The 26,319-nt window shown below is 54.6% G+C and carries 17 protein-coding genes and 2 pseudogenes; 8 read left to right on the top strand and 11 right to left on the bottom strand.

What is annotated here, in order from left to right; genetic code table 11:
* Positions 1 to 14: 14 nt before the first annotated feature.
* From IQK56_RS13930 to IQK56_RS13895, 8 genes are all read right to left on the bottom strand, one after another.
* Entirely contained in the window at positions 15 to 1,091 is a 1,077-nt protein-coding gene (locus tag IQK56_RS13930) for a WD40/YVTN/BNR-like repeat-containing protein (RefSeq protein WP_193862482.1), read from the bottom strand.
* A gap of 69 nt (positions 1,092 to 1,160) precedes the next feature.
* Positions 1,161 to 2,525, bottom strand: a complete 1,365-nt coding sequence (locus IQK56_RS13925) for a DUF1329 domain-containing protein (RefSeq protein WP_193862481.1) — start codon at positions 2,523 to 2,525, stop codon at positions 1,161 to 1,163.
* A 32-nt stretch (positions 2,526 to 2,557) separates the two neighbouring features.
* Positions 2,558 to 4,384, bottom strand: coding sequence for a DUF1302 domain-containing protein (locus IQK56_RS13920; protein ID WP_193862480.1), 1,827 nt, complete (start codon positions 4,382 to 4,384; stop codon positions 2,558 to 2,560).
* Between the two features lie 173 nt (positions 4,385 to 4,557).
* Positions 4,558 to 5,313 (bottom strand): hydroxypyruvate isomerase family protein, encoded by a 756-nt coding sequence (locus tag IQK56_RS13915; RefSeq protein ID WP_193862479.1) that lies wholly within the window; start codon positions 5,311 to 5,313, stop codon positions 4,558 to 4,560.
* 5 nt (positions 5,314 to 5,318) lie between these two features.
* Positions 5,319 to 6,470, bottom strand: a complete 1,152-nt coding sequence (locus IQK56_RS13910; RefSeq protein ID WP_193862478.1) for a CaiB/BaiF CoA transferase family protein — start codon at positions 6,468 to 6,470, stop codon at positions 5,319 to 5,321.
* Positions 6,471 to 6,529: 59 nt separating this feature from the next.
* Complete coding sequence (locus tag IQK56_RS13905) at positions 6,530 to 8,140, bottom strand: bifunctional 3-(3-hydroxy-phenyl)propionate/3-hydroxycinnamic acid hydroxylase (protein WP_193862477.1); 1,611 nt, start codon at positions 8,138 to 8,140, stop codon at positions 6,530 to 6,532.
* A 53-nt stretch (positions 8,141 to 8,193) separates the two neighbouring features.
* On the bottom strand, positions 8,194 to 9,000 hold the full coding sequence (locus IQK56_RS13900; RefSeq protein WP_193862476.1) for a citryl-CoA lyase: 807 nt from the start codon (positions 8,998 to 9,000) through the stop codon (positions 8,194 to 8,196).
* A 27-nt stretch (positions 9,001 to 9,027) separates the two neighbouring features.
* On the bottom strand, positions 9,028 to 9,888 hold the full coding sequence (locus IQK56_RS13895) for a dioxygenase family protein (RefSeq protein WP_193862475.1): 861 nt from the start codon (positions 9,886 to 9,888) through the stop codon (positions 9,028 to 9,030).
* Between the two features lie 132 nt (positions 9,889 to 10,020).
* On the opposite strand from IQK56_RS13895, the gene IQK56_RS13890 reads away from it, so the two are divergent.
* Entirely contained in the window at positions 10,021 to 10,926 is a 906-nt protein-coding gene (locus IQK56_RS13890; RefSeq protein ID WP_193901734.1) for a LysR substrate-binding domain-containing protein, read from the top strand.
* A 115-nt stretch (positions 10,927 to 11,041) separates the two neighbouring features.
* Here IQK56_RS13890 and IQK56_RS13885 read toward each other — a convergent pair whose 3' ends face one another.
* Positions 11,042 to 12,163, bottom strand: a complete 1,122-nt coding sequence (locus IQK56_RS13885; RefSeq protein ID WP_206691834.1) for an amidohydrolase family protein — start codon at positions 12,161 to 12,163, stop codon at positions 11,042 to 11,044.
* Positions 12,164 to 12,703: 540 nt separating this feature from the next.
* Between IQK56_RS13885 and IQK56_RS13880 the strand changes: the two genes are divergently transcribed.
* The 5 genes and pseudogenes from IQK56_RS13880 to IQK56_RS13865 all read left to right on the top strand — a co-directional run.
* Entirely contained in the window at positions 12,704 to 15,334 is a 2,631-nt protein-coding gene (locus IQK56_RS13880) for a flavin-containing monooxygenase (RefSeq protein WP_193862474.1), read from the top strand.
* Positions 15,335 to 15,521: 187 nt separating this feature from the next.
* Positions 15,522 to 16,612 (top strand): annotated as a pseudogene (locus IQK56_RS30880) (AMP-binding protein); the annotation flags it as partial.
* A 45-nt stretch (positions 16,613 to 16,657) separates the two neighbouring features.
* Positions 16,658 to 17,101 (top strand): AMP-binding enzyme, encoded by a 444-nt coding sequence (locus tag IQK56_RS31780; RefSeq protein ID WP_425274556.1) that lies wholly within the window; start codon positions 16,658 to 16,660, stop codon positions 17,099 to 17,101.
* Positions 17,102 to 17,317: 216 nt separating this feature from the next.
* On the top strand, positions 17,318 to 18,025 hold the full coding sequence (locus IQK56_RS13870; protein WP_193862473.1) for a TetR/AcrR family transcriptional regulator: 708 nt from the start codon (positions 17,318 to 17,320) through the stop codon (positions 18,023 to 18,025).
* Positions 18,026 to 18,389: 364 nt separating this feature from the next.
* A pseudogene (locus IQK56_RS13865) lies at positions 18,390 to 18,933 on the top strand (transposase); the annotation flags it as partial.
* A 225-nt stretch (positions 18,934 to 19,158) separates the two neighbouring features.
* Here the strand turns inward: IQK56_RS13865 and IQK56_RS31775 are convergent.
* Positions 19,159 to 19,299, bottom strand: coding sequence for a hypothetical protein (locus IQK56_RS31775; RefSeq protein ID WP_425274555.1), 141 nt, complete (start codon positions 19,297 to 19,299; stop codon positions 19,159 to 19,161).
* 560 nt (positions 19,300 to 19,859) lie between these two features.
* On the opposite strand from IQK56_RS31775, the gene IQK56_RS13860 reads away from it, so the two are divergent.
* Positions 19,860 to 23,711, top strand: coding sequence for a sensor domain-containing protein (locus IQK56_RS13860; protein WP_193862472.1), 3,852 nt, complete (start codon positions 19,860 to 19,862; stop codon positions 23,709 to 23,711).
* 229 nt (positions 23,712 to 23,940) lie between these two features.
* Entirely contained in the window at positions 23,941 to 25,194 is a 1,254-nt protein-coding gene (glyA, locus tag IQK56_RS13855; protein ID WP_053137906.1) for a serine hydroxymethyltransferase, read from the top strand.
* A 67-nt stretch (positions 25,195 to 25,261) separates the two neighbouring features.
* Here glyA and yjiA read toward each other — a convergent pair whose 3' ends face one another.
* A complete protein-coding gene (yjiA, locus tag IQK56_RS13850; RefSeq protein WP_150675931.1) occupies positions 25,262 to 26,221 on the bottom strand; it encodes a GTPase in 960 nt (319 codons plus the stop codon).
* Positions 26,222 to 26,319: the final 98 nt, after the last annotated feature.

The following is a 26,319-nucleotide window of genomic DNA, read 5'->3' as shown; positions in this document are numbered from 1 at the left end:
TAGTGGGAGTGGGCTCATTGGAAGGGCAACTGACGCAAGCCGCGCGCGCCTGCAACTACCAGGGTGCCGGCGCTGGACACCAGGGCGGCGGATACCGGGGCCAGCTGGTTTTCCGGCTCAAGCGTGAAGCTGGCGCCATTGTCGGCGCTGAGCAGCACGTGCCCGGCCTGGCTGAGCAACAGGACGCGTCCATCGGCGGTGACGGTGCCGGCCGTGATGGTCAGCGGCAGACCCAGTTCGACTTTGCTCCAGCTCATGCCTTCATCGACGCTGCGATACACGTTGCCGCGCAAGCCATACACCAGGACGGCGCCCGGTTTGCCGGTGATGCCGAAAAACGAGCCGTTGTAAGGCATCGGCGTAGCCTTGAAACGCCCGGCTAACGGGTCCAGTTTCAAGACCAGGCCTTGTTCGCCCACGATGAACAGCTGATCACCCATCGGGCGCAGCGCATAGAGGTTCAAGGCGCCAGGGTTTTCGGTGCGGTCCAGCCAGGGCGTCCAATGGCGGCCACCGTCTTCGGTGCGAAAAATCAGGTTGAATGCACCGACCACATAGCCGACCTGATCGTCCTGAAACCAGACGTCGAGAAAGGATTGATCAGCGCCTTCGTCGTTGATTCGCTGGGCCTCGGCGACTCGCGCCTGCAACGCTTCATCGTCTGGGCTGGCGATCAGTTGCTGGCGGTAATGACCGAGCAACAACGCACCGATTTGCCGTGCATCCAGTTGGCGTTCCCAGCTCGCGCCGGCATCCGAGCTGTGCAGGATCACACCATCGTGGCCCACTGCCCAGCCTTGGTTCGGTGTCGGAAAATGCACGGCCACCAGGTCCGAACTGACCGGTACTTGCGCTTGCTGCCAATGCCGGCCCGCGTCATCGGAATACAGAATGTGGCCACGCTGACCGACAGCGACCAGACGCTCACCGGCGTGGGCCAGACCGGTGAGCATACCTTTGGCCGCCAGTTCGCTGTGCAGGGACGGAGTGTCCAGTACATCCACGAACCCGGCAGCGGCCGCGGGACCAAAAAACGGTAATGCCAACCCGCCGAGCAATCCGGCGAGGGCTACACACTTAAAGTTATTCATGGTCGTTCTCGAGGGGAAAACCACTGGCGGGATGCGGCCCGCCAGTGGCAGTTACCACTGGGATTGGTGTTAGCGAATGCCGGTGCCGGCCAGCGATTCGGGAACCCACTGCGCCTTGGAAAGCGGCTCGATGTACTTCATGCCGCCATAAGGACCATAGAAACCATTAAGGTTGTACGCCCCGGACACAAAGTCATAAATCGTGTGGTTCAGCGTGTCCGGTGCTTGTACGTCGTAGCTGTAGGTCAGGTGGGTAAAGCCGCCACGGAACAACTGGCCCCTGGCGTCATACTCGTCGGAAGCCAATGCAGCCCAACTGTCCTCATCGAGGTAGAAGGTGCGCTTGCTGTAGATGTGCCGTTTGCCCGGTTTCAGTGTGGCTTCAACCACCCACACGCGGTGCAGTTCCCAACGCATTAGATCCGGGTTAATAAAGTTCGGGGTCGTTACGTCGGTAGCTGCGAGGTGGTAATTCAGCTTGTAGGTGTTGTACGGAACAAGCATTTCCTTTTTACCCGTCAGTTTAAAATCGTAACGGTCCATCGCACCATTGAACAGAAAGGCATCGTCGTAGGTAGAATTGCCGGAGGTGGTCGCGTTAGGCGTGTCGTACGCTAGATCCGGCGCCAATTTCACTCGACGTTGCCCTGGCAAGTATTGCCAGGCTCGACGCGGCTGCGTCAGCGGATTGACTGCGTCCATCAGTAGCACCGCTTCACCGGCACGTCGCGCCGGTCCAGTGTTCTGCAGCTTAATTTTGTAGAACACCTCGTTAGCAGCCATCGGGCCCATCGGGCGACTCGGTGCATACAATGGGTACTCAATGTTGAACACACCGGTGGAGCTCAAAGAGGCGGCGCCTGAAGAATCAACGATCCACGAGTCGTACTTGTTGGTCATGCTAACGCCAAGATAGCGCAGCAGGTGGTTCCACATTGCTTCATTGCCGCTGGTCGGAATCGGGAATGGCACCCCTGGTAACGCGTTATCCAGTGCCAGTCCATCTTCTGCGGTCTTGGCGCCGACGGCATTCACCTTTGAGTTTGCCAACACTTGCTGCGGCAAGCCTACCGTGCGATGGGTTGGGTATACGTCGACCCGGAAATTCGGGTAACGCTTGAGCAGTTCCTGGGTGGAGGCGGTAAGTTTGCCGGTGTATTCGGCGGCGTTTTTACCGGTGATGACAACGCGAGGTTTTTCTCCGTCAAACGGATCCGGACGCATCGAGCTACCTGGCTGGTAGGTGGCCGGAGGCGCCGTCAACCCTCCGGTAAACGCCGGAATTGTGCCCTCGGCGTTGCCGGCCTTTTCGGCGCCGACCCCGGTCAGGGTGGCTCCAAGTTGCGCGGCTTGTTCAGGGGTTACCGCAGCGTTAGCGATGGCGGCGATGGACAGCAGCAATGTGGTGACCAGAAAGGGTTTAACGAAATTCATGAGATATCTCCGGTAAACAGAAAGGCTTCTTTTTAGAAAGTCGTTTTGAAAGTAAGGGTGACCATGCCTCGATCAGTGAGCTGCGCGAGGGGGCCGGCAAAAGCGGTCGGCTGCCCTGGTGTGCAGTTGTACTGACCGTTGGCACCGGGGGTAGCGCCGTCGCCTTGTGCGGTCGCGGAGCCTGGCGACTTGCAGATGTCGTTGGAACCGAAGTTGTCCACGTATTTCAGGTCGAAACGGTACTGATTTCGAACATCTATCCCGACACCCACTGAATAGCTACCGGCGCCTTCGTTGCCCCCTTGTTGAACTGCGGACTCTCCTTTAAGGCCTACGCTGACAGCGAGTGGCAACGACAGATCGACCCCCGGCAATACTTGGTACCAGACCGGGGTGAAGTTGGTGGCAAGGGCGTAGTTGTCCTTGGTGACCTTGTCTACGCCACGGTACCAATCGTCACCTTTGAATAGTTGCTCGTTGTCCGTCACGCTCAACCAGCGACTATAGGAAAGCTCCATCAGCAAGCTCGAAGAGTCCCACATCGGTGCGGCAATGGTGGTGAGGCCGTTGAGCACCGCGTGCACGGTATTGCCCCTAGCCATGCCGTTATCGCCATTAAAACTCGAGATAAACCCAGGTAAACCTGCGGCACCTGCAGCCGGATTGACCGTAGCCCCCACGCTCAACAGCGGCATATTATGGCGGTAGTTGACGTCAAGCCCGACACTGACCCCTTCGATGTCCTTGGACAAACTGATTCCATAGAGATCGATGTCATCGGCGTATACCATGTTGTAGCTACCGATAATTCCCGATGCCAATTGCGCTGGGCCCACAGCCACTGGCTGAAGTACTACGTTTGGCAGGGTGTCAGAGATATTGCGGTAGTAGAAACCAAGGGTGCCGTCCAGCCATTCCGGCCTCCACTTCGCCATCAGGCCATAGTCGCCGGTCTTGCTAGGGGTAAACGTATGGCCGTTGGACAGTCGTAAAAACTGGTTCACTCCCAATGGCCCGGGTGTGCCAAAGAGCGGATTGGGGGCGCCAATCGCCGTCAGGTTGTGGCCGCCGTTCTGGATGGAGTCGTTGAAACCTAAGTATGTGCCGGCCTCGGGCAATCGAGTGGTGTCCCAGTCTAAAAAGTACTGGGCGGCTAAAGTCAGCTCCGGGTTCACCGTCAGACTCGTAGACAGCTGCGAACGCGGGATAAACAATTCCTTCGCTTCGGTGCCTGGACCTGCGAGCGCTTTATAAAGGTCAAGGCCAGACTGGCCGAAACTGTTACCGTGGGCGAGCGAGAGAACACTTTCGCCCCAGTACAGGGTGTGTTTACCCAGCTTGGCGCTCAGTAAGGACTCCTCGCCGATTTCGGTGCTTCCGAACACAAACGCGTCCAGCAGTTCGGCCGACGGACCTTTGTAGTAACGATCAGCGTATCCGCTCAGATGGTCGGAGTCTGGCTTGCCGTCATTTAACTGGTTAGTCGAGCTATTGTTACTGTCAATGTCGCTATACGCGTGGTTGTACCAAGCGTTGGAACTCAGACGAAAGCCGACTTTTTGTTTGTAGACTACGTCCAGCTCGGATAACACATCGACGCGCTCAGACACAGCACTGCCGGCATCGAAGTTGCGGTCGCCATCGTTGTTGTTCCACGATTTTGATATATTAGGGTCCGCACTTTCCACGCGTTGGGCATAATTCAGTTTTACCGTATTGTCGAAGCGTACGGCTAGATCTGGATTACCGGTATCAATTTCGAAAGCCTGTACAGGCGTGATTCCCATCCCCACTAAGATAGCTGAGGCGACCAACCTTTGATTCAGATGTTGATGGCAGATCTTTTTATTGTTTTTCATCTGACTGCGTGCCTATTTTATGGTTTACGAAAAGTCATAAGTTGTATCCATCGCAAAAATAATTTCTCCTCCAGCACACTGAGAAAAAGGGTTTGACACCGCTCGATTTGTTGAATTATTGGCGGGAGACATTCCCGCCATATAGTTCTAGATCTATTTCCGCGAAGGACTAGTCATAATTGGAGCATCCAACCTAGGCCTTCAATCGTCCCATGCGCAGGTATATATTCGCAGCCAACCCAACCTGAATAGTTGTGGTGACTCAATGTGCCAACTATGTCCGACAGTGGGAGCTGCCCTATGTTTGGCTCATTTCTTCCTGGATACCCTGCCAGTTGAACGTGGGCAGCTTGAAGTGCGTATGAGTCAAGGGTTACCAGTGGGTCGTTCCCGTCCATCGACGCATGATAAAGATCTAGTATGAAACCAAGTCCGGGGCACCGTTTTCCCCATTCCATCGCGTCACTCAATGAACGCACGAAGTAATTATTAACTGATACTTGGTTTATGGCTTCAATGACCACAGTGACTCCAACTTCTGTCGCTATCTCGACAGCCCAGAGGGCATTCTCTTTAAAGACTTCGCAGGCGAATTCATAATCGTGATCTTCAACGACTCCGGCGGTCATATGTATCAGCGGAGCCTTGCAAGTAGTTGCAAAGTGCATACCGCGCAGAAAGTCTCTTTTAAACTCAAACTGTGCCCCCTCAATGGCGGCCAAGCCTTTGCTATCACGTCGAAGTGGCATATTCGCGAGTACTTGCCCTAGCTTGTTGTCACTTAGAAGAAGTGCTATTTGATCGGCACTGAAACCTTCAGTAAACAAGAACTCCACTGCTTCAAATCCAGCGTCACCTGCAGCTTTAAAGCGATCAGCAAACGACCACTCCGTAAACATTAAGCTGATATTCGCTGAGAACGGAAGCATATTCGTCATGCCTTTTTGCGATCAGATACGCGGTACTTCTCGCGTATGCCGGAATTGTATTCCCCCAATAACGGTGGGGCTGTCACTTCAAGAGATCTCTCACCGTCAAATGAGACAGGGGAACGCACCGTGCGCCATTGCCCTTTCATAGGGTGTGGTGCACTGATTTCTAATTGCAGATGCTTTGCTTGCGGGTCTTCTAATGCTTCACTCGTGTCGTACATCGGAGAGTGCGGCACGTCCTCCAATTCCAACCGACTGCACCATTCGGCGCGATCGAATCGTATGAATGCTGAACCGAGAAGATCAATCAGCAATTCTTGGTTTTTTATTCGCATTTCCCGATTGCAATAGAGTTGATCTTTAAATAGATTTGGCCGCTCAATCGCATTAGCCAGGCCTTGCCAGAATTTTTCGGGTGACGACATATGCAACGCAATCCATTTGTCGTCGGCACATTTAAGAACATATGATTGCGATACGGCTGGACGGCTGTAGGGGCCCATGACCTCATCTGCTGAAAAGTAGTGCGTAAAAGCATCAAGGTTGAAGTGACACATCGACTCCAACATTGATACTTCAACCGCCCGACCGACACCGGTAATGTTACGTTCATAGAGCGCACCCAAGATGCCATAGGCTGCGTAGAACCCAGTCAGAGAATCAGCCATTGCCGGACCGACTACTCGGGGATTGGCCGGGTTAATGAGAAGGTTAAGAAAGCCGCTCGCCGCTTGCGCTACCGTGTCGTAGGCGGGGCGTTTTGATGCCGGCCCATCTTGGCCAAAACCACTGATCGCACAGTAAATCAATCTAGGGTTGATTTCGCGTAGGCGCTTCTCACCTGCGCTTAAGCGCTCTGCGGTACCTGGTCGAAAATTCTGAATATAGATATCCGCATCGCGGATCATCTGGTCGAAAATCTCCAGATCCTCGTCCCGTTTGGTGTTCAGTGTCACGCTACGTTTGTTGCGATTGTACGTTTGGAAGTGAGGGCTATACAGTCCCCCCTGAAACGCCCGAAACGGGTCACCGCTGCCGGGCTGTTCGATCTTGATGACTTCTGCGCCCAAGTCAGCCAATAGCATGCCAGCGTTTGGCCCGGTGATGAATGTCCCTTGCTCGATGACGCGGATACCCGAGAGAACTTTAGCCATTTTTTAAACTCCTGGTGCTAGCCCAAAAAGGAAGCGGTAATTCACGAATGAATGACGGTTCAAGTCGCGGCGCGAGTGCGGCACTGGAGATTGATGTCTAGGGGCGAGGGGGCACGAACCTTCAGAGCACAATGTAATTGGCTGAGCAATGTAGAAAGCTCAAGTGCGTCCTTAGCTGCACCAAATACATAAAAGTCCGGTCGTACCAATAGGCTCGAGAAGCCTGTGTCAGCAAAAAAGCGTGAGATCTTGCCGGTAAAGTCATGGATGGCGCTGAACGATGAGTCGTGTAAGTCGCTGAGATAAACGCACCGAGCATCGACTAACTTCAACAACGCCAATTCCGCATCAGATAGTCCGGCATACGCATCTACATTCTTAAGCAGCAGGGTAAATCCGGTGCCCAGCAATGTGTCCATACGTCCCCTTTTTCCCCGATTGAGGATCTCGGCATGAGGGGCTAATCGACCCACCCAGTCGCTCTCCACCGAGCCCAATGTGCCTTGCTTGATGTGGGGGAATGCAGCCATTGGTGGGAAGGTACCGTTGAAGAACGCTTGATCACGTTTGGCTGCCAGTTGTGCGTCAGCAACGCAGACGATCTCGCCCAAGTACACTGAGGTATCGATGACTTCAGTTATGTGCGGTTTACGCTCCACCTCGTAATCATTAAGCAGCGCAGTATCGCAAAGCCCTTTTAGCACCAGGTCCAGGCGCCAGCCGAGGTTGAGTACATCACGCATTCCCGAACACATTCCTTGGCCCATGAAAGGAGGCATGGTGTGAGCGGCGTCACCAACCAGATATACACGGCCCTGACTCCAGCTTTCAGCAACCAGAGAGCTGAAGGTATAAACAGCGTGGCGAACTAATTGTGCCTGGTCACGCTTCACCCAGCGCTCCAGCAAGCACCACACATACTCCGTGTTTTCCAGACATTCTCGAGACTCTTGCGGCAGCCGCATGATTTCCCAGCGACGCAGCGGCCGACCATCTTTGATACCGCCTGGCACAAAGGTAGTAGGCCGCTCCGGGTTGCAGTATTGGCCTGCCGATGGGATATCAAGTACAACGCCTTCGTTGAGCAAAACGTCCACCACCAACCAATCAGCTTGAAAGCCGCGATCATTCCAGGCAATCCCGAGCGAGTTGCGCACGATACTATTGGCCCCGTCAGCACCGATCAGGTATTTGCCATGTAACTCAACGATGCAGCCTGTTTCGATGTTGATCGCTTCGACGACGACACCGTTTTCACTGTGTGTAAACGATTTGGCTTCGTGTTGAAGTAGAACATTGACACTACTGAATGCGCGTACTTTTTGGTCCAGCGCTGCCTCAAGTGAGGGCTGGTAGAAGAAGTAGGCTTCCGGACCGCCGGAGATGGAGTCAATAGTCCAGTCAATGTCCAGTAGCGTCTTCCACTCGTAGTTCATCCATTGATAACGTGGTGATGGGGCGCCGAATGTAGCAAAGGAATCTCCACATTCGTGAGCTTGAAGTGCACGGTAAATTTCGTGATCCATACACACTGCCCGAGGCAATGGGTAAGCGCCTGGATGACGTTCAATAACAGTGACGCTATGGCCTTGCTTTCCCAGAATTACTGACAACATCCTACTAACCGGGCCATAGCCGACGATCACCACATCAGATTCAATCTGTTGCATAGCAAGCCTCGTTTTTGTATTTGTAGGCGTTTTTCTGGCGTCTCAATTACTACTTAGTCGAAGTGCATAAACCCGGCAGGTAGCTCTCCAGTGTATTCAAAAGCGAGAGTCGCTTGATAAGAGAGCGCAAATCCGATGGGGGAGCTTTGCTCTTCATAAAGGTGGGCAACTAAACCAGCACTTCGCGCCAGAATGGGCACACCCCGCAGAGCTTTGAGTGGGAATCCTGCACCCAGTAGTACTGATGGAATGGCTGCCGAGACATTAAGTTTTAGCTCACGGCCATAGATTTCCGGAATGACGCTTTCGATAGCTTCTGCGATCTTCACGAAAGTTAGGTCTGATCCAGCCTTTTCTGCGGTGCTGAATAATGCCGCGACCCGTGGATCACGTGCTTTGTGCAACGGATGCCCATAGCCCGGCAAAGGGCGCTTGGCCTCGCGATACTCGGATACAGTCGCATGAGCGGCAGCGGTGATTTCGGAGCCTTTGTCAATACGCTGCTTAACCTCGTCGAGTAAAACTCCCGCGTCCGCTGACGCACCAAGGATTACTGAACCACACCCCAAAAGACCTGCTGCTACTGCACCTTGCATTGCTTCAGGAGATGCAGCGTAAGTCATTCGCGCCGCCTGAACGCTGGGTACGAGGCCGTGCTCTGTAATGGCGACGAGCGTGGCATCCAAAACTATCAAGGTGGAAGCGCTTGGTTTTTCACCAGTGAGCAATGTATAAAAATATTCGCTGAACGAAAATTTACCTATTACTTCATCACAAAGATTCAGACCGCGAACAACGATAGTGTCTTCATTTGCTGTGCTAATAGCGCTGCGCGGTACTGATTCTTTACCAATTTTCATGCGTACATTCCTGAGTGTTTTTTTGGCTTAGGCAGCGGTCAAACGAAAATCAAAAGGCACGCTGTAGTACGGTGTGCTCAAGTGCTTTCCGTCAGGCGCTATACCCGCTGGATGTTTCACATAATCGATGATCAAACTGGGTTTAACGCCGTATACACAATCAGAATTCAGAAAGGGTCCATTGGCGATAAAAAGCTGAGTGTTAACAGAGCGAAAACCCTCGGCACTAAGTTTGAAGTGGATGTGCCCCGGGCGATTTGGATGACGACCAAGTCTGCTCTGCATCAGTCCAGCTGGTCCATCCTGAGGAATAGGGTAGTAGCTAGGTTTGATCGACCAAAAAGAATAACGACCAAAAGCATCAGTTAGGAATTTACCGCGAGCGAACATTTCAGTTTGTCCAGGCAATTGCATATCGTAATTGCCATCTCCGTCACCCGACCAAACATCCAAAAGCGCATTCGCCACCGGACGACCATCGGCGTCGAGTACCTTCCCGTAGTAATAGGCTTTCTCGCCGGTTACGCCGTTCGAGATATCCGCACCCAGCGGTAGTTCGGGTGCTCCTTCCCAGTAGTATGGGCCTTCTACGGTTTCTTCCAGGCAATCGTCCCCTCGGTGTTGATTGATTCCAATGGTTAGGGTCGACATACCCAAAAGGTCAGAAAGCAGAATGAATTCTTGTCGCTTATCTGTACAGATAGCTCCGGTTGCGGTCAGGAATTTTATTGCACTAATCCACTCTTCTGGAGACAGCTTCACCTCTGCAACGAATGTATGCAGGTGCCGGACAATACTTGTCATGATTTCTTTGAAACGGGCATCCTTACAATTATTGAAGCTATCGAGAACTTCTTGAAGGTGCATTGCGGTATCGAATTCGGCCATGGGTATTCCCTTTTGTTATTGGTTTGGCACGTTCTATTTTTGCGTGACTTAGAGGTTAGTGGCTATCAATTAAGTAGAAAAGTGATTAATTTATATCAAATCTATCGATGGCATCACTGATTGAGGGCGCCAATGGAACTCCGACATTTACGATATTTTTCCGCCTTGGCCGAAACCTTGAGCTTTACCCGCGCGGCGGATCGGACCCACGTCAGCCAATCGACTCTTTCTCATCAAATCAAGCAGTTAGAAGGTGAGTTGGGCGTCCGGCTGTTTGATCGAGTCGGTAAACGTGTGATTATCACTGAAGCCGGAGACAACCTTCTGAGTCAGATATCTCCGGCGCTCCGCCAGATTGACGTTGCGGTCAACTCTCTCAGTACCCCCGCTGGATCGATGATGGGTAACATACGGATTGGGGCGACCTACAGCTTCAATACGCGCTTGGTTCCTCAATGCATTGCTAGTTTCCTGGCGCCGAACCCAGCTATAAGGGTCGTTGCGGAGGAGCTCTCCCAAGCAAAAATTGTTGAGCGGTTGGAGTCGGAAGACCTGGATCTGGGTATCGCGTACAGGCCGCAAGGAACACATGATCTTTGGTTTGAACCGCTGTACAACGAGGAAATGGTACTCGTTGTGCGCGACGATCACCCGCTAGCCAAGCGCAAACGGGTTCGTATGGTGGAGCTGCACAACGTGCGTATGGCCCTGCTACCAAAAATTTTCAGTACTCGGCAACAGCTGGATGAATGTTTTAGGGCCTGCGGTGCGGAACCAATAGTTGTCGCAGAAATGAATACCATTGCGCCAATGATTGAGCTGATCAAACGAACAAATCTGGCAGGAATAGTGGGGGAAATGGCAACAGAGACTGTGGAGGGGGTTAGTATTGTCGCGCTCGAAAACCCCACACCCTTTCGTACACCAGGCCTTCTTTGGAAACGGGGAGGCGCGAAGGACGTTGCCATTAAACAGTTTGCGGCTGTTGTACGACGAGCAGCCGAAGCAGGGGTGGTGCGCGTATTATCAAAGCCTTAATTTTCTCCTTCGGAAAAAAACAAAGATTAACTTTCCGTTATGCATGCCCTGACGGTCGCGCCCACCGCAGAGCCTGGGTCTTCCGGAGAGAATAAGCTTCTCTCCAAATACCTTCTTAAGCTTTCGCCAACCGCGGGAACATAGCCAAGGCATTGTTCCGCATGATCGCATTATGCAAGCTTGTACTGATCAATGGAGTTTCATCTAGCTTGGTAACTAGATTTTTAGCTAATGGCTCTGGAGTGAAAGGCCAGTCACTTCCATAAAGTAGGTGCGTAGGATCTGCTATTTTCAGCAATGCATCTAATGCCACGGATTCTGGAAAACCTGCAAGATCATAATAGAGTCGGCGAAGGCTTTCATGTAATGGTTTTTCAGGCTTGTGTTCAAGAACAAATGCCCCGAATGCGGCAACTCGTTCTGCGAGAATTGGCACGGCCGCTCCGGCGTGTGGCACGATCACCTTTATATCAGGGTATCTATCCAGCGTCCCGGATAGTATTAAGTTGAACACCGCTCGGGTGGTTTCAAACATATACTCCATCATGGGGGAGGGGTAGTTAAGCGGCTTTAGGGCTTTGTTGTCCTGACAACATGGACAATGTGGGTCGGTTGGATGAATAAATAAAGTTGTTTTACGCTGATTGAGCAGTGAGAACAGACGCTCCAGCCTTTCATCCCCCAGGTAGAGCCCATGAAAGTTGGTCTCCAGTACAACCCCATCGGCGTGTAACACATCCAATGCATAGTCCAACTCAATTATTGAGCCTTCTACATCAGGCAAAGGTAATACCGCAAAAAGTCCAAAGCGATCAGGGTGAGCGTGTACTGCCTTGGCACCCTCTTCATTACAGTATCTCGCCAATTTCCGAGCGGCCTGATCATCTCCAAAATGAAGGCCCGGGGCAGAAATAGAAAGCATTGAGGTCTGAATGCCGAGGTTGTCCATCATGCTCAGGTGCTGTTCAACGCTCCACGCAGGAATTCCGGGCATACCAGAAGGCTTGCTATGGCCTGCTGCTTCCAGAGCCTGGCGATAATTATCTGGGATGTAGTGCGCATGTACATCAATGCGGCCACTAAGGTTTTTTGGCTCAATCATGGAACCCCCTGCCCTTTCTGCTGATATAGCTGTTCCACTAGTAGACATAATAGCTGCGGTTGCGGCCAGTGTAGTCAAGCTGGCGATAAAGTCACGGCGATTAATGTCATTATTGTTGCCAGTCGATAGGGGCATTATTGTGTCTCTTCTTGTTTAATATCAATTATTGTATTAGTCATGACGAGAGTGGATGACTTTATCAGCAGGGGCGGTAAAAACTAAACTTTTTTCGGTATTGGTGTTGGATTCAGAAATAAAGCCTCGATTTAATTTAAGTCGATATCAATGCGGCGAGCTACCGTAGGGTCAGTGATTTAGTGTGCGAGATGACCATTAGGCTTTGGTGCGATCAATTACTGCATCATAAATAGTATGTGGATCTACGTTTTTTATACAAATTGGCAGTACGAATTGTAGGTCACCAGTCCAACGTAATACGAAAGCACATTAAGTCCTATAAAACTAAATTTACAATGATTATTTTCGATAAAAACGATTGATGATGTCGATGCGCTACTGCTTGCAAACCCGCTCCTGCTGCGCCCTGGCACTCGGTTCACCGGCGCGAGCTGCATTGAGAATCGTTGCAAGACATAAAATGATCGAAAATCATTATTGACACTGAATCAGTATGGATTCAGGATCAGTTCGCGGAAAGGGGCCAAGCGCCATGACTTGAACATCCGCTCACCTACAAAAATAAGGGGTAACCAGATGCCTACGGAATTTGATGTAGTTGTTATTGGTGCCGGTTTTGCCGGTATCTATGCAGTGCACAAGATGCGCGACGACCTTGGTTTGAGCGTGAAGGCCTTCGATGCCGCAGGAGGGCCAGGCGGCGCTTGGTGGTGGAATCGCTACCCTGGCGCTCGGTGTGATATCGAGTCCGTGCACTATTCCTACTCATTTTCCGATGACATTCAGCGTGGATGGGAGTGGACCGAGCGTTTTGCGGCTCAACCCGAGATTCTTGCATATCTGGACTACGCCGCGCGGAAACTCGACGTGCTAAAGGAGTACTCCTTTAGTACTCGCGTAACGTCAACCGTTTGGGACGACGAAAAAAGTCGTTGGACCGTGACAACAAGTGGCGGCGAGACTTGCACTTCGCGGTTCATCATTGCTGCGACAGGCAATCTGTCCCTCCCCAAATCCCCGGAGTTCCCCGGTGTAGAGGATTTCAAGGGGGAGCTCTACATGACCAGCAATTGGCCTCATCACGAACTGGATTTTGCGGGTAAGCGCGTTGGCGTTATCGGCGTTGGGTCCAGCGGTGTACAGGTCATTCAAACAATCGCCTCGCAAGTTGGGCAACTGACGGTATTCCAGCGCACTCCAGGCTTCGCCGTGCCGCTGAACAACCAGCCTGTCGATCAAGAACAGCGGCGCTGGAATGCTGAAAACCACTCATTGGTTCGTGCCGGCTCCCGGCAGCATCCGTTTGGCACGCCTTACGAACTTCCGCGTCCCTCCAGCCATGCCGATAGCGAGCAAGAACGTCTAGCGCGCTACGAGAGAATGTATAACGAAGGTGGTCTGCGCCTGATTTCCAGTGCCTATGCTGACGTTCTCGTCGACGAAAGCGCTAATCACCTGCTTTCGGAATGGGTGCGCAAGCGCATTGGAGAGCGAGTAAAAAACCCTGAAGTTGCAGAAATGCTCAAGCCAACGGATCACCCTTACGGAACGAAGCGTCCACCGTTGGAAATCGAGTACTACGAAGCATTTAACCGCGACAACGTCAAACTGGTGGATGTGAAAAAAAATCCGATCACGCGGATCATTGGGTCCGGAATCGAGACAGCTGAAGGAGTGTTCGAGCTCGATGTAATCATTCTTGCAACGGGATTCGACGCACTGACAGGACCGCTTCTGAAACTTGGGATTATCGGGCGAAATGGTATTTCGCTTTCACAAAAGTGGGCGGACGGGCCACGCAGCTATCTTGGAATCGCGATGCACGGCTTCCCTAACCTGTTCACCATAACCGGGCCTACGAGCGCAGTGGCGCTGTATAACAACCCACTTGCCATTGAGGATCATGTCGAGTTCGCGGCTGATGCTATTAGGTATACCAATAATGCCGGAGCTGACTTCATCGAAGCGACGACTGAGGCACAGGATCATTGGCACGCTATGGTCGACGGCATAATGCAGATGACGCTGTTTCCTAAAGCCAATTCGTGGTACATGGGCGCTAACGTGAAAGGCAAACCCCGCGCAACCTCCATCTTCGTCGCACCAGCACCGCTATATAGAGCATTCACAGGTTCTGCCCAGTTCGGAGAGTTTGGAGGGTTTCAAGTCGGCGGTCACAGGGCCATTCTTCCGCCAATAATGAAGCTGGATCCGATGATGGCGTTGATTGTCGGTGAATCTATCCTTGCAGGAGCCAAGCCTTTTGAAACCTGCTCCATCGATGAAGTGCGAGCTGCGGTCAAAGGGCTTGCGATGCTGCAAGGGTCGATGCGCGACGTGAAGGTTGCAGAGGCAAGCTATCCGGCAGCCGAAGGAAGAAACCTTCCGGTAAGGATTTATAACGCGACCTCAGAAGAGTCGCTGCCTGTGCTTGTCTATTATCACGGCGGAGGTTTTGTGGCCGGCAGTCTGGAGTCAGCCGACAAGATTTGCCGTGCGCTTGCTGAAGATTTCAACATGGTTGTGATCGCACCTGCCTATAGCCTCGCGCCAGAACATCCATTTCCCGCGGCGACCAATGATAGCTACGCGGCGCTTATCTGGGCATCCGAAGTTGCCCACCAGTATGGCGGCGACCCGGACCGATTAATATTGGCTGGCGAAAGCGCGGGTGCCAACCTTGCGGCGGTTGCGACCTTGCGCGCACGAGACGAAGGGGGCCCTAGTGTCCTGGCGCAGATATTGATCACACCAGCAATCGATGCCGAAGCAAACACGGCGTCGCGCCTGGATTTCGCCGATGCCCCCATGATGAGTACTGCAGCGGCAAACTATTTTTGGGCCAATTACCTTGGGGAGATGGCCAACGCAGGCTCATGGCTCGCCTCTCCGAATCGAGCGACAACATTAAAAGGATTACCACCCGCTCTATTGCTAACCGCGGAATGCGATCCTCTACGCGACGAAGCAGAGGATTATGGCCGTGCACTTGTACAAGCAGGGGTTTCGGTGAAGGCACACAGATTGACAGGGCTCATCCACGGCAGCTTCAACATGCTCGGTGTGTTACCGCGCAGCAGTGAATACACAGACGCGATTCGTTCATTCTTAAATCAAGTGTTGACCCGTCAAGCTCCTGCAAAACCGGTCGAGTGCACAGCCATTTAAACGGGAAATCAATCCCCTTGCTGCGGTCGTACTGTCGAACCATCGACAGTAGACCGCAGCAAAAAGAAAAACCCCAGAGCCCCTGCATTGACCGTAACGCACCGCCGGATCGCCGATTGCGGGGCGACTAGTCGACATAAGCAAAATCAGCCCAACCCATATCTGGCAAACGCCGCGGGAAATCGCCATGACGCAGTCTTCTGAAAAAATGTCATTCGAGCCATTAAGCCCTCTATCTTTCCTTGACCGCTCTGCGGCCAGTTTCGGCGCGCGGATAGCAGTAGTCGACGGGAAGCGACGCTGGACCTACACTGAGCTACACAACCGCTGTCAGCGTCTGGCGGGAGCTCTCGCTCCGCTGGCTGAAGGACGGCCAGTCGCTGTGCTCCTTCCCAATAATCATGTGATGCTTGAAGTGCATTTTGGTGTGCCGTGGGCTGGCGTGCCAATAGTCACGATTAACACCCGATTATCGGTGGGGGAAGTGGCCTACATACTCACCCATTGCGAGGCAGCGGTATTAATTTACGATCAGTCGTTTGACGAATTGATCAGTCGCCTCGGACAGGAGATGACCCGGCTTCCGAAACTTGTACGCGCCAGTGAAGAAAAGTGCCAATACGAAGCGATGCTTGACGCAGCAGTGCCTTCAGCCGTCTACCCTTCGGACGAGCGGACGATTATTTCAATCAACTACACCTCCGGCACTACGGGTCGACCTAAAGGCGTGATGTATCACCATCGCGGCGCCTACCTTCAGGCTTTGGCCATGGTTACGCACGCAGGACTGACATCAAGATCGGCCTACTTGTGGACCCTTCCGATGTTTCATTGTAATGGCTGGACATTCCCATGGGCTTGCGTCGCAGCAGCAACCTCGCAAATATGCCTTTCAAAATTCGACGCTGCCCAGGCATGGAGCCTGATTGAGGACGAGTCAGTAACCGCGTTATGTGGCGCGCCGCGGTTCTGTCCATGTTGGTATATTCACCCAGCATTGAACGCCGCAAAGCCTCTTCGCAGACTCTCACCTTCATCACGGGTGGTGCGCCTCCAAGTCCGACCATCTTGGCTGCCGCGGAATCCCGAAACATATCGATAATTCACGCTTATGGTCTGACGGAAACTTACGGGCCCGCACTGCTGTGTGATTGGCATCCGGAATGGGACAATCTCCCCACAGAGCATCGCGCAAGACTCCGAGCGCGCCAAGGTGTATCCAACGTGGTGGGGTTAACGGCACGGGTGGTGGGTACCGACCGGCAAAGCGTCCCGGCAGACGGCGAGTCCATCGGCGAGATCGTACTGCGTGGAAACAATGTGATGCTGGGTTATTTCAAAGACGAAGGAACCACCCTTGAGGCAGCGCCCGGTGGTTGGTTCCACACAGGAGATCTTGGCGTTATTCACCCAGATGGCTATATAGAACTACGTGACCGGAGTAAGGATGTGATCATCTCCGGCGGAGAGAACATCACTTCGATTGAGGTCGAGCTGGCCATAGCGAGCCATCCCGCCGTGCGCGCAGTTGCGGTGGTTGGGTCGCCGGACGATCATTGGGGCGAAGTACCCGTTGCCTTTGTGGCATTGCATGACAGTCGCTGCGCTACAGAGGAGGAAATTATCAGGCACGTCAAGGATAGGTTGGCCAGGTTCAAGGCACCCAAAAGAGTCATTTTTGGCGAGCTTCCTGTTACATCAACCGGCAAGATTCAAAAATTCATACTCAGGGAACGTGAACGCAAATTTCATCCGCAGGGCAATTAGCAACTACGCATCCTGGGGTTCGTGATAGCCACATACATAGAGTCAGGTCTCCTTGGCCTGACTCAATCCCCTGCTTATGGGAGATACTGCAAGGCCCGCGGGCTCATCGAAAAAATAGCGTTTCTTGACCCCTGCAATATTTGATTTATGATCACCGCCCATAACATTATGGGTACATGAAATTCCATTCGATACCATTAAAGGCTAGGTGTTTGCATGGTAGTAAACCAAAATTCGAAGCCCCAAAAGAATCAATCCGAGGGGCGACAGGCAAGAAAACAACAGCAAACTCGTGCGGGTTTGCTGGAAGCGGGCTACTACGTCATGTCCGAAAACGGAATTGATGCAGCAAAAATCAAAGATATAACTAGTCGCGCAGATGTAGGGTTTGGAACCTTTTATAATTACTTTGAAAATAAGGACGAACTTGCCAGTCAAATATTAGATTGCATTATTAATGATTTTGGGAATCGCAGCGTTTTAGCCACGCGTGAACTCGCAGCCATTGACCCGTCCCTTGCAATGCCTGTTTCAATCCGCCTTATCATGCGGGCTGTAATAACCGACCCCCTTTGGCAATGGTGGGCCTTGCGCCCCGAGCTGCTCGCTAACCGAATGAGGGCAGGTTTCGAACCATTTGGGATGCAGGATATCCACAAAGCTATCGCACTTGGTCTTTTTACTCTTGATGAACGAGATATTCCTTCCGCATGGGCGCTGGCGACGTGGATGATGGTTGCTGGAATCCATGATATCGTTATAGGACAGCGTCCCCCAGAAAGTGAAACGTTCATAGTTGACTCCGTCATGAGAGTGTTCGGAGTCGCCCCAGAAGTTGCCAGGCGAATCTCCTCTTCACAACTGCCCGAATACCCGCCGTCAGATATTGATTGGGGGTTTCGCTTAAGCGTTGATTACGTCTGAATTTACGATGGATAATGGCGAGGTATTTAAGCGCCGGCGCATTTCAACCAATTACTATTTGGTATAAATATAATATGTGTTCAATTTCGTAAATAATGCAATGGCGTAAAGATGTCCGCTTCTAAAAGGGAAGTGCGCCGCGGCGTATGCAATGGGCGCCGCTCCAATAGAAAAGTTGATGCCGACTCGATGGGATTTCCGACCAGCTCGGTTTCGCCGGGATGCCGCTGCTGCTTTCGCAAGTAGGTGCTGGTCGAAAAGACGTAGGCTGAGCGTCTGCTAATGGCCGATGATGTTGAAAAAGTAGCCTCCCTGCCTGGCCTGCGGCAAAATCTCTGCATTGGCCAGCAGTGAAGCACGCAGCATGATGGGACAGTTATCGAGTGGACGGGAGCGGCTGTTTTACTCGTTCAACCTTGAAGATCACATTCCAGGCAATCGCCTTCTGCGCAGCATTGATCAGGGTCTCGATCTGAGCGACCTGCGCCATTACCTCGCCGACTTCTACAGCCCGACTGGGCGTCCTTCGATTGATCCTGAGCTGATGATCCGCATGCTGATCGTCTGCTATTGTTATGACATTCGCTCCGAGCGGCGGTTGTGCGAAGAGGCTCATTTGAACCTGGCGTATCGCTGGTTCTGCCGGTTGTGCCTTGAAGATGAAGTCCCCAACCACTCGACCTTTTCCAAAAATCGACACGGCCGTTTTAGGGGCAGTGACCTGTTTCGCTGGTTGTTCAATGAAGTGCTGCGTCACTGCATGGACGCATGTCTGTCAAGGGCGAAGGCTTTGCCGTGGACGCCAGCATCATCAAAGTGGATGCGAGTCGGCAGCACGGCGTACCTGGTGATGAACAGATCAACTGGAGCGACCATCGCTCAGTACGCGTGCCGTAAATGAGTACCTCTAAGCACTCGATGAAGAGGCGCTGTAGACGCTGAAACAGAATTGACCCACGTTCCGACGCTAGACTGCCCCGCCCCAAGTCGGCACAAATCCCGCACAGACAATGGTTCGCGAGGAGTCAGATTGGATCAGTGACATTTCGGCGACTGGTTCAATTCGGCGTCGGCGCCAACACATGTAGGACACCTGTTCCTCCTGCTTGCCTCGTGCCCCGTCGATCTAGATATCACCCGAGGACAATGCACCTTTCAGGTGGTCTCTTCAACACGATCTTGTTCAGTGTGTCGCGGGTCCGCGTCACCTTCGCTTCGGCATCTTTGGCTTCAACGCGTTCGGTATTGTTAAGCACGCCATTCTCCATCTCCACCGAGTATTTCTACTTAAGGTCGGTGAAGTCGAAATTGAGCGACAGGCTGTGAGCGACGCCTGACAAGTTATCACCGGAGTTCATGCAAAAAAGTTAAGTTTTGTACCTAAATTTGATTCGAGGTGGGGAAAAATTAACTAAAAATCCTGCTCTGACAAAGGATCGTAAGAAAAGTGATGCCGGAGAGGCTGGAAAGCCAATGATTAGCTGGCCTCGCCAGCTTGCGCTTAAACGTGACTAAAAACTAATAGCGCAGATAGGTGTATTGAGCCATGGTGAACCTAGCGTCAGTGACTGATGAATTAAGCGGGCGAAGCCCGTGCCAGGCCATGCGCCGCGCGGGCCGTTGACTATCATCAATGCCAGCGAGCGGAAAAAAGCCTGAGTCTCTGGGGCTGGAACGCCCCCGCGTAACCGGCAAAGCTACCTGAATGCGCTTGGTCAGTCCAGCCAAGCAGGGCTGGCACTTTGCCACAAGTCAAGGCATGCTAGCCGCCCTCCGGGCGTCCGGCTTATAGTGCACGTCGCGCGCCAGTCCAGCCAAACCGCAGGATCACAGCTTGTCCAAAGTCACGCCGCCAACGCCTTTACGCGCCGCTCACATAGCGCCGGGAGCACCCCTGCATGGCACCCTTAAAGGCGCATTGGCGACGCTCGTCCTCATGCTGCTCGCGTTATTGTTCTGGCAACTGCTGGATCAACTGCAGCAAAACCAGAAAAACCAGCAGCAATACACCATCGACTACAGCGCCGACCTGGCTGAAGAGTTCAGCCTGAACATGGCCCTGAGCGCAAAAATTGCCCTCAACCTGCTACCGATCGTCGAACCGCCCCGTGACAGCGAACAGCAACAGGCCCTGATGCGCACCTTGCAGCGTTCCCGGCCGGAGCTGCGCAGTTTCGCCCTGCTGGCCCCCAGCGGCGCGATGATCAGCGACAGCGCCAATGACAGCCAGGACAGCGCCTGGCTGGAAGAGTTGGTGCAACGCAGTCACGGCCAGTCCTATTACCTGAGCAACAACAACGACGGCACCATCATCTATCTGCTGCTGCACCAGCCCAGCGGCGGCTCAAGGATGTACTGGGCGCTGCGCCTGGCGCCCGGTTACCTGGCCAACCTCACCCGCCAGGACAGCCAGGGCACGCGCCCGATGTGGGCTATCGAAAACCGCCTGAACCACCGCGTGGTCAGCCGTGACAATGGCTCGCCGGCGCAATGGTCCGGCGCCCTGACCCCGGATGACTTGAATAAAAGCGTACTGGTCACCCCCCTGAGCAAAAGCGACTGGCAGTTGCGTGGCATGTTCGACCGCGCCGCTGTGCTGGAACAACTGCTGCCGGCGTTTATCGGCAAATGCCTGCTGGGCCTGGCGTTCTCGTTGATCCCAGTGATCGTGCTGTTGAATATGCGTCGCCGTCAGCGCCAGGTGCATGAAGGCCGACGGCGTTATCAAGATATTTTCGAAGGCACCGGCGTGGCCTTGTGCGTGCTTGACCTGTCAGGCCTGAATGCGTTTTTTGCCAGGACGCAGGTGCAGACGCGCGAGCAACTGCACGCCTGGCTGCAACACAAACCTGAAGAAAGCAGGCAACTGCTCGCCGAGCTGCGCATCACCGAGATCAACCAGGTAGCGGTGCGCCTGCTGAACGTGGACTCGTGCGAGGAGGCGTGGGAACGGCTGATCGATGATTGCCCGCGCAACACCACGTCCATTGGCCATCAGATACTCGAAGCCGTCCTGACCCAGCAGAGCCAGCTTGAACTGGAAATCCAGCTCAAGGATGTGGCCGGTAACGAGCAATACCTGTGGCTGGTGATGCGCCTGCCGGAGCAGAAGGACGATTTCAAGGCGGTGATCCTCAGCATCAGCGACATCACCAGCCGCAAGCTGATCGAGCTGTCGCTGGTGGAGCGTGAGAGTTTCTGGTCGGACGTGGTGCGCACGGTGCCTGATCACCTGTATGTGCAGGACGTGATCAGCCAGCGCATGATCTTCAGCAACCACCACCTGGGGCAAACCCTCGGCTACACAAAGGCCGAACTGCAACAAATGGGCGAGTACTTCTGGGAAATCCTGCTGCACCCCGACGACGCCGAGCATTACCACGATTTGCGTCTGCAGCAACGCCAGGCCGGCTACTCAACGCAGTTGCATTGCCAATTGCGCTTCCGCCATCGCAATAACCAATGGCGGCGCTTTGACATTCGTGAACAGGCCCTGGCCCGCGATAAAACGAGCCAGGTCACCCGCATCATTGGCGTGGCCAAGGACATTACCGATCAGATCGAAGCCAGCGAATCCCTGCGCGACAGCGAACAGCGCTACCGCATGCTGGCCGAAAGCATCAGCGACGTGATCTGCTCCACCGACAGCAAACTGGCCCTCAATTACATCAGTCCATCCGTCAGCGCCGTGCTGGGGTATGACGTGGACTGGGTGTTCAAGAACGGTTGGCAGTCGATCATCGCCAATCCGGCGCAATTGGCCGGCATTTATAGCCTGATGGAACAGGTCAGCCGCGCACTGGGCGACGCCGAGGCGCTGAATAAGCTGCGCGACGAAGTGCAGACGCAGTTGTTCCTGTTCGACTGCCTTCGCGCCGACGGGCGCAAAGTGCCGATCGAGCTGCGCCTGGTGCTGGTGTGGGACGAGCACGGCGCCTTCGAGGGCGTCCTCGGCGTAGGCCGCGATATCAGCCAGCAACGCCGCGCCGAGAAAGACCTGCGCATGGCGGCCACGGTATTCGAACACTCCACCTCGGCGATCCTGATCACTGACCCGGCGGGCTATATCGTGCAGGCCAACGAGGCGTTCAGCCGGGTCAGCGGGTATGCCGTCGCGGATGTACTCGACCAGTTGCCGAACATGCTCACCGTCGACGAACAGCAGGAAGCCCACCTGCGCTACGTGCTCAAGCAACTGCACCAGCACAGCACCTGGGAAGGCGAAGTGTGGCTCAAGCGCCGCAACGGCGAGCATTACCCGGCGTGGGTCGGCATTACCGCCGTGTTCGACGACGAAGGCGACCTGGCCAGTTACGTGTGCTTCTTCAGTGATATCAGCGAGCGCAAGGCCAGCGAACAGCGCATCCACCGCCTGGCCTATTACGACGCCCTGACCCACCTGCCCAACCGCACGCTGTTCCAGGACCGCCTGCACACCGCGTTGCAGTCGGCCGAGCGGCAGAAGTCGTGGGTGGTGCTGATGTTCCTCGATTTGGACCGCTTCAAGCCGATCAACGACTCCCTCGGCCACGCCGCTGGCGACCGCATGCTCAAGGAAATGGCCACCCGCCTGCTCGGCTGCGTGGCCGAAGACGACACCGTGGCGCGCATGGGCGGTGATGAGTTCACTTTGCTGCTGCAACCACGGGTCAGCCGTGAGATGGCGCTGAACCGTGCGATCCACGTGGCCGAGCAGATCCTTGCCAGCCTGGTGAAACCCTTTGTGCTGGAGGGTCGCGAGTTCTTTGTGACCGCCAGTATCGGCATCGCCCTCAGCCCGCAGGACGGTAACGAGCTGAGCCAACTGATGAAAAACGCCGACACGGCGATGTATCACGCCAAGGAACGCGGCAAGAACAACTTCCAGTTCTACCAGGCCGACATGAACGCCAGCGCCCTGGAACGCCTGGAGCTGGAAAGCGACCTGCGCCACGCCCTGGAGCAGAACGAATTCGTGCTGTATTACCAGCCGCAGTTCAGCGGCGACGGCAAACGCCTGACCGGCGCCGAAGCCCTGCTGCGCTGGCGCCATCCGCGTCGCGGGCTGGTGCCGCCAGGGGACTTCATTCCGGTGCTGGAAGAGTTGGGCCTGGTCGTGGACGTGGGTGATTGGGTGATCAGCGAAGCCTGTCGCCAGCTCAAGACCTGGCACCTGAACAAGGTGCGCGTGCCGAAAGTTTCGGTGAACATCTCGGCGCGGCAGTTCTCCGACGGCCAACTGGGCACCCGCATTGCCACCATCCTCAAGGACACCGGCCTGCCGCCGGCGTGCCTGGAGCTGGAACTGACCGAAAGCATCCTGATGCGCGAAGTCAACGAGGCCATGCATATCCTCGACAGCCTGAAAAACCTGGGCCTGAGCATTGCGGTGGACGATTTCGGCACGGGTTATTCCTCGCTCAACTACCTCAAGCAATTCCCTATCGATGTGTTGAAGATCGACCGCACTTTTGTCGATGGCCTGCCGTCCGGCGAACAGGACGCGCAGATCGCCCGGGCGATTATTGCCATGGCCCACAGCCTCAACCTGGCGGTAATCGCCGAGGGCGTGGAAACCCATGAGCAGCTGGACTTCCTGCGTGAGCATGGTTGCGATGAGGTGCAGGGTTATCTGTTCGGACGGCCGATGCCGGCGAATCGGTTTGAGGTGCAGTTCAGTAATGATGCCCTCTTCATGTTCGACTGAGATTGTGTGGTGAGGCTACCGGCCCCATCGGGGGCAAGCCCCCTCCCACATTTGAATGTATTCGCAAGTCAAAGGTGGGAGGGGGCTTGCCCCCGATGCGGCCCGCACAGCCACCGCTCATGCCCAAGTGAATCCCGCTTGTCCGCGACATGATGTCCTTTCATATGCCATCTAAAACCCATTGGGTTAGAATGCCCTCCTTTTCTGCCCCCGATCCTTGAGGACCGCCATGTTCAGCCGTGATTTGACCATTGCCAAGTACGACGCCGATCTCTTCGCCGCCATGGAGCAAGAAGCCGTGCGCCAGGAAGAGCACATTGAGCTGATCGCTTCGGAAAACTACACCAGCCCCGCGGTCATGGAGGCTCAAGGTTCGGTTCTGACCAACAAATACGCCGAAGGCTACCCAGGCAAGCGCTACTACGGCGGTTGCGAGTACGTCGACGTGGTTGAGCAGTTGGCCATCGACCGTGCAAAAGAGCTGTTCGGCGCCGATTACGCCAACGTCCAGCCGCACGCCGGTTCCCAAGCCAACAGCGCCGTGTACCTGGCCCTGCTGCAAGGCGGCGACACCATCCTGGGCATGAGCCTGGCCCACGGCGGTCACTTGACCCACGGCGCCAGCGTTTCTTCCTCCGGCAAGCTGTACAACGCCGTTCAATACGGTATCGATGCCAACGGCCTGATCGACTACGACGAAGTCGAGCGCCTGGCGGTTGAACACAAGCCAAAAATGATCGTGGCCGGTTTCTCTGCCTACTCGCAGATCCTGGACTTCCCACGTTTCCGCGCCATCGCCGACAAAGTGGGCGCCTACCTGTTCGTGGACATGGCTCACGTGGCTGGCCTGGTCGCCGCTGGCGTCTACCCGAACCCGGTTCCCTTCGCTGACGTGGTCACCACCACCACCCACAAGACCCTGCGCGGTCCACGTGGCGGCCTGATCCTGGCTCGCGCCAACGCCGAGATCGAGAAGAAGCTGAACTCCGCCGTATTCCCAGGCGCCCAGGGTGGCCCGCTGGAGCACGTGATCGCCGCCAAGGCGATCTGCTTCAAGGAAGCCTTGCAGCCTGAGTTCAAGACCTACCAGCAACAAGTGGTCAAGAACGCCCAGACCATGGCCAGCGTGTTTATCGAGCGCGGCTTTGATGTAGTCTCCGGCGGTACTGAAAACCACCTGTTCCTGCTGTCGCTGATCAAGCAGGACATTTCCGGTAAAGATGCTGACGCCGCCTTGGGCAAAGCCTTCATCACCGTGAACAAAAACTCCGTACCGAACGACCCACGTTCGCCGTTCGTCACCTCGGGCCTGCGCTTCGGCACCCCGGCAGTGACCACTCGTGGCTTTAAAGAAGCAGAGTGCAAGGAACTGGCTGGCTGGATCTGCGACATCCTGGCCGACCTGAACAACGAAGCCGTGATCGACGCGGTCCGTGAGAAGGTCAAGGCCATCTGCAAGAAGCTGCCGGTATACGGCGCTTGATTGCAGTTGCTTGAATAAGAAGCCCGGCTCTTGAGCCGGGCTTTTTTATGCCTGATCTCATTTCAGGTCACAGATGGTAGACCCGAGCAAAGCCTTCGCGGATCTTGTCTTCCGGCAGCTCATCGGCAATAAACACAATCACACTTTCCCGCGCCTCGCCTTCAGCCCACTCGGTGTCCCAATCGAAGCCGTAGAGCTTCAGCACACCCTGAAACACCATGCGCCGGTCTTCACCGGCAATGTTCAGCACGCCCTTGTAGCGCAGCAGTTGCTTGCCATGGTCTTCCAACAGCTCGTTCATAAACTCGCTGAGGCGGTCGATGTCCAGTGGCTGGTCGGTGCGCAGCACCAGGCTGGAGATGCGGTCGACGGACGGCGCCTTGCTCACCGGGCGCAGGCTCATGCCGGCGTTGAGGTTGAAGCCGCGCACGTCGAGCAATTCGGCCAGGTCAATCTTGCCGTGTTCCACCACGCGAATCGGCGCTCGGCGGTTGATGCGGGTGAGGCGTTCGCTGAGGGCATCAAAGGTGGCGTCGTCCACCAGATCACGTTTGCTCACCAGCAGGCGGTCGGCAAAACCGATCTGGGCCTGGGCGATGGTCTGGGTCAGGTGATGCTCGGCGTGGGCCGCGTCCACAAGGGTGATGATGCCGTCGAGGATGTAGCGCTCGCGCAGTTCTTCATCAATGAAGAAGGTCTGGGCCACCGGCGCCGGGTCAGCCAGGCCGGTGCACTCGATCACCAGGCGGTCGAAGGCGATCTCGCCGCTGTCCAGGCGCTCCAGCAGCAGGTAGAGGGCTTTGGTCAGGTCGGTGTGGATGGTGCAGCACACGCAGCCGTTGGACAGGGTCATGACTTGCACCGGCTCTTCGCCCAAAAGCTGGGTGTCGATACCGGCGTCACTGAATTCGTTTTCGATCACGGCGATTTTCAGGCCGTGTTCGGCTTTGAGCAGGTGGCGCAGCAAGGTGGTCTTGCCGGCGCCGAGGAAGCCGCTGAGGACCGTTACGGGGATGGGAGAGGACAAAATATTCTCCTTGAAGGAACACAAAACAAATGTGGGAGGGGGCTTGCCCCCGATAGCAGAGTGTCAGGCACTGATGTGTCACTGATACACCGCTATCG

Source organism: Pseudomonas cyclaminis (genome assembly GCF_015163715.1).
GTDB lineage: Bacteria > Pseudomonadota > Gammaproteobacteria > Pseudomonadales > Pseudomonadaceae > Aquipseudomonas > Aquipseudomonas cyclaminis.
The sequence above is the reverse complement of the archived record's forward strand: the minus strand, read 5'-3'. Positions and strand labels throughout refer to the sequence as shown.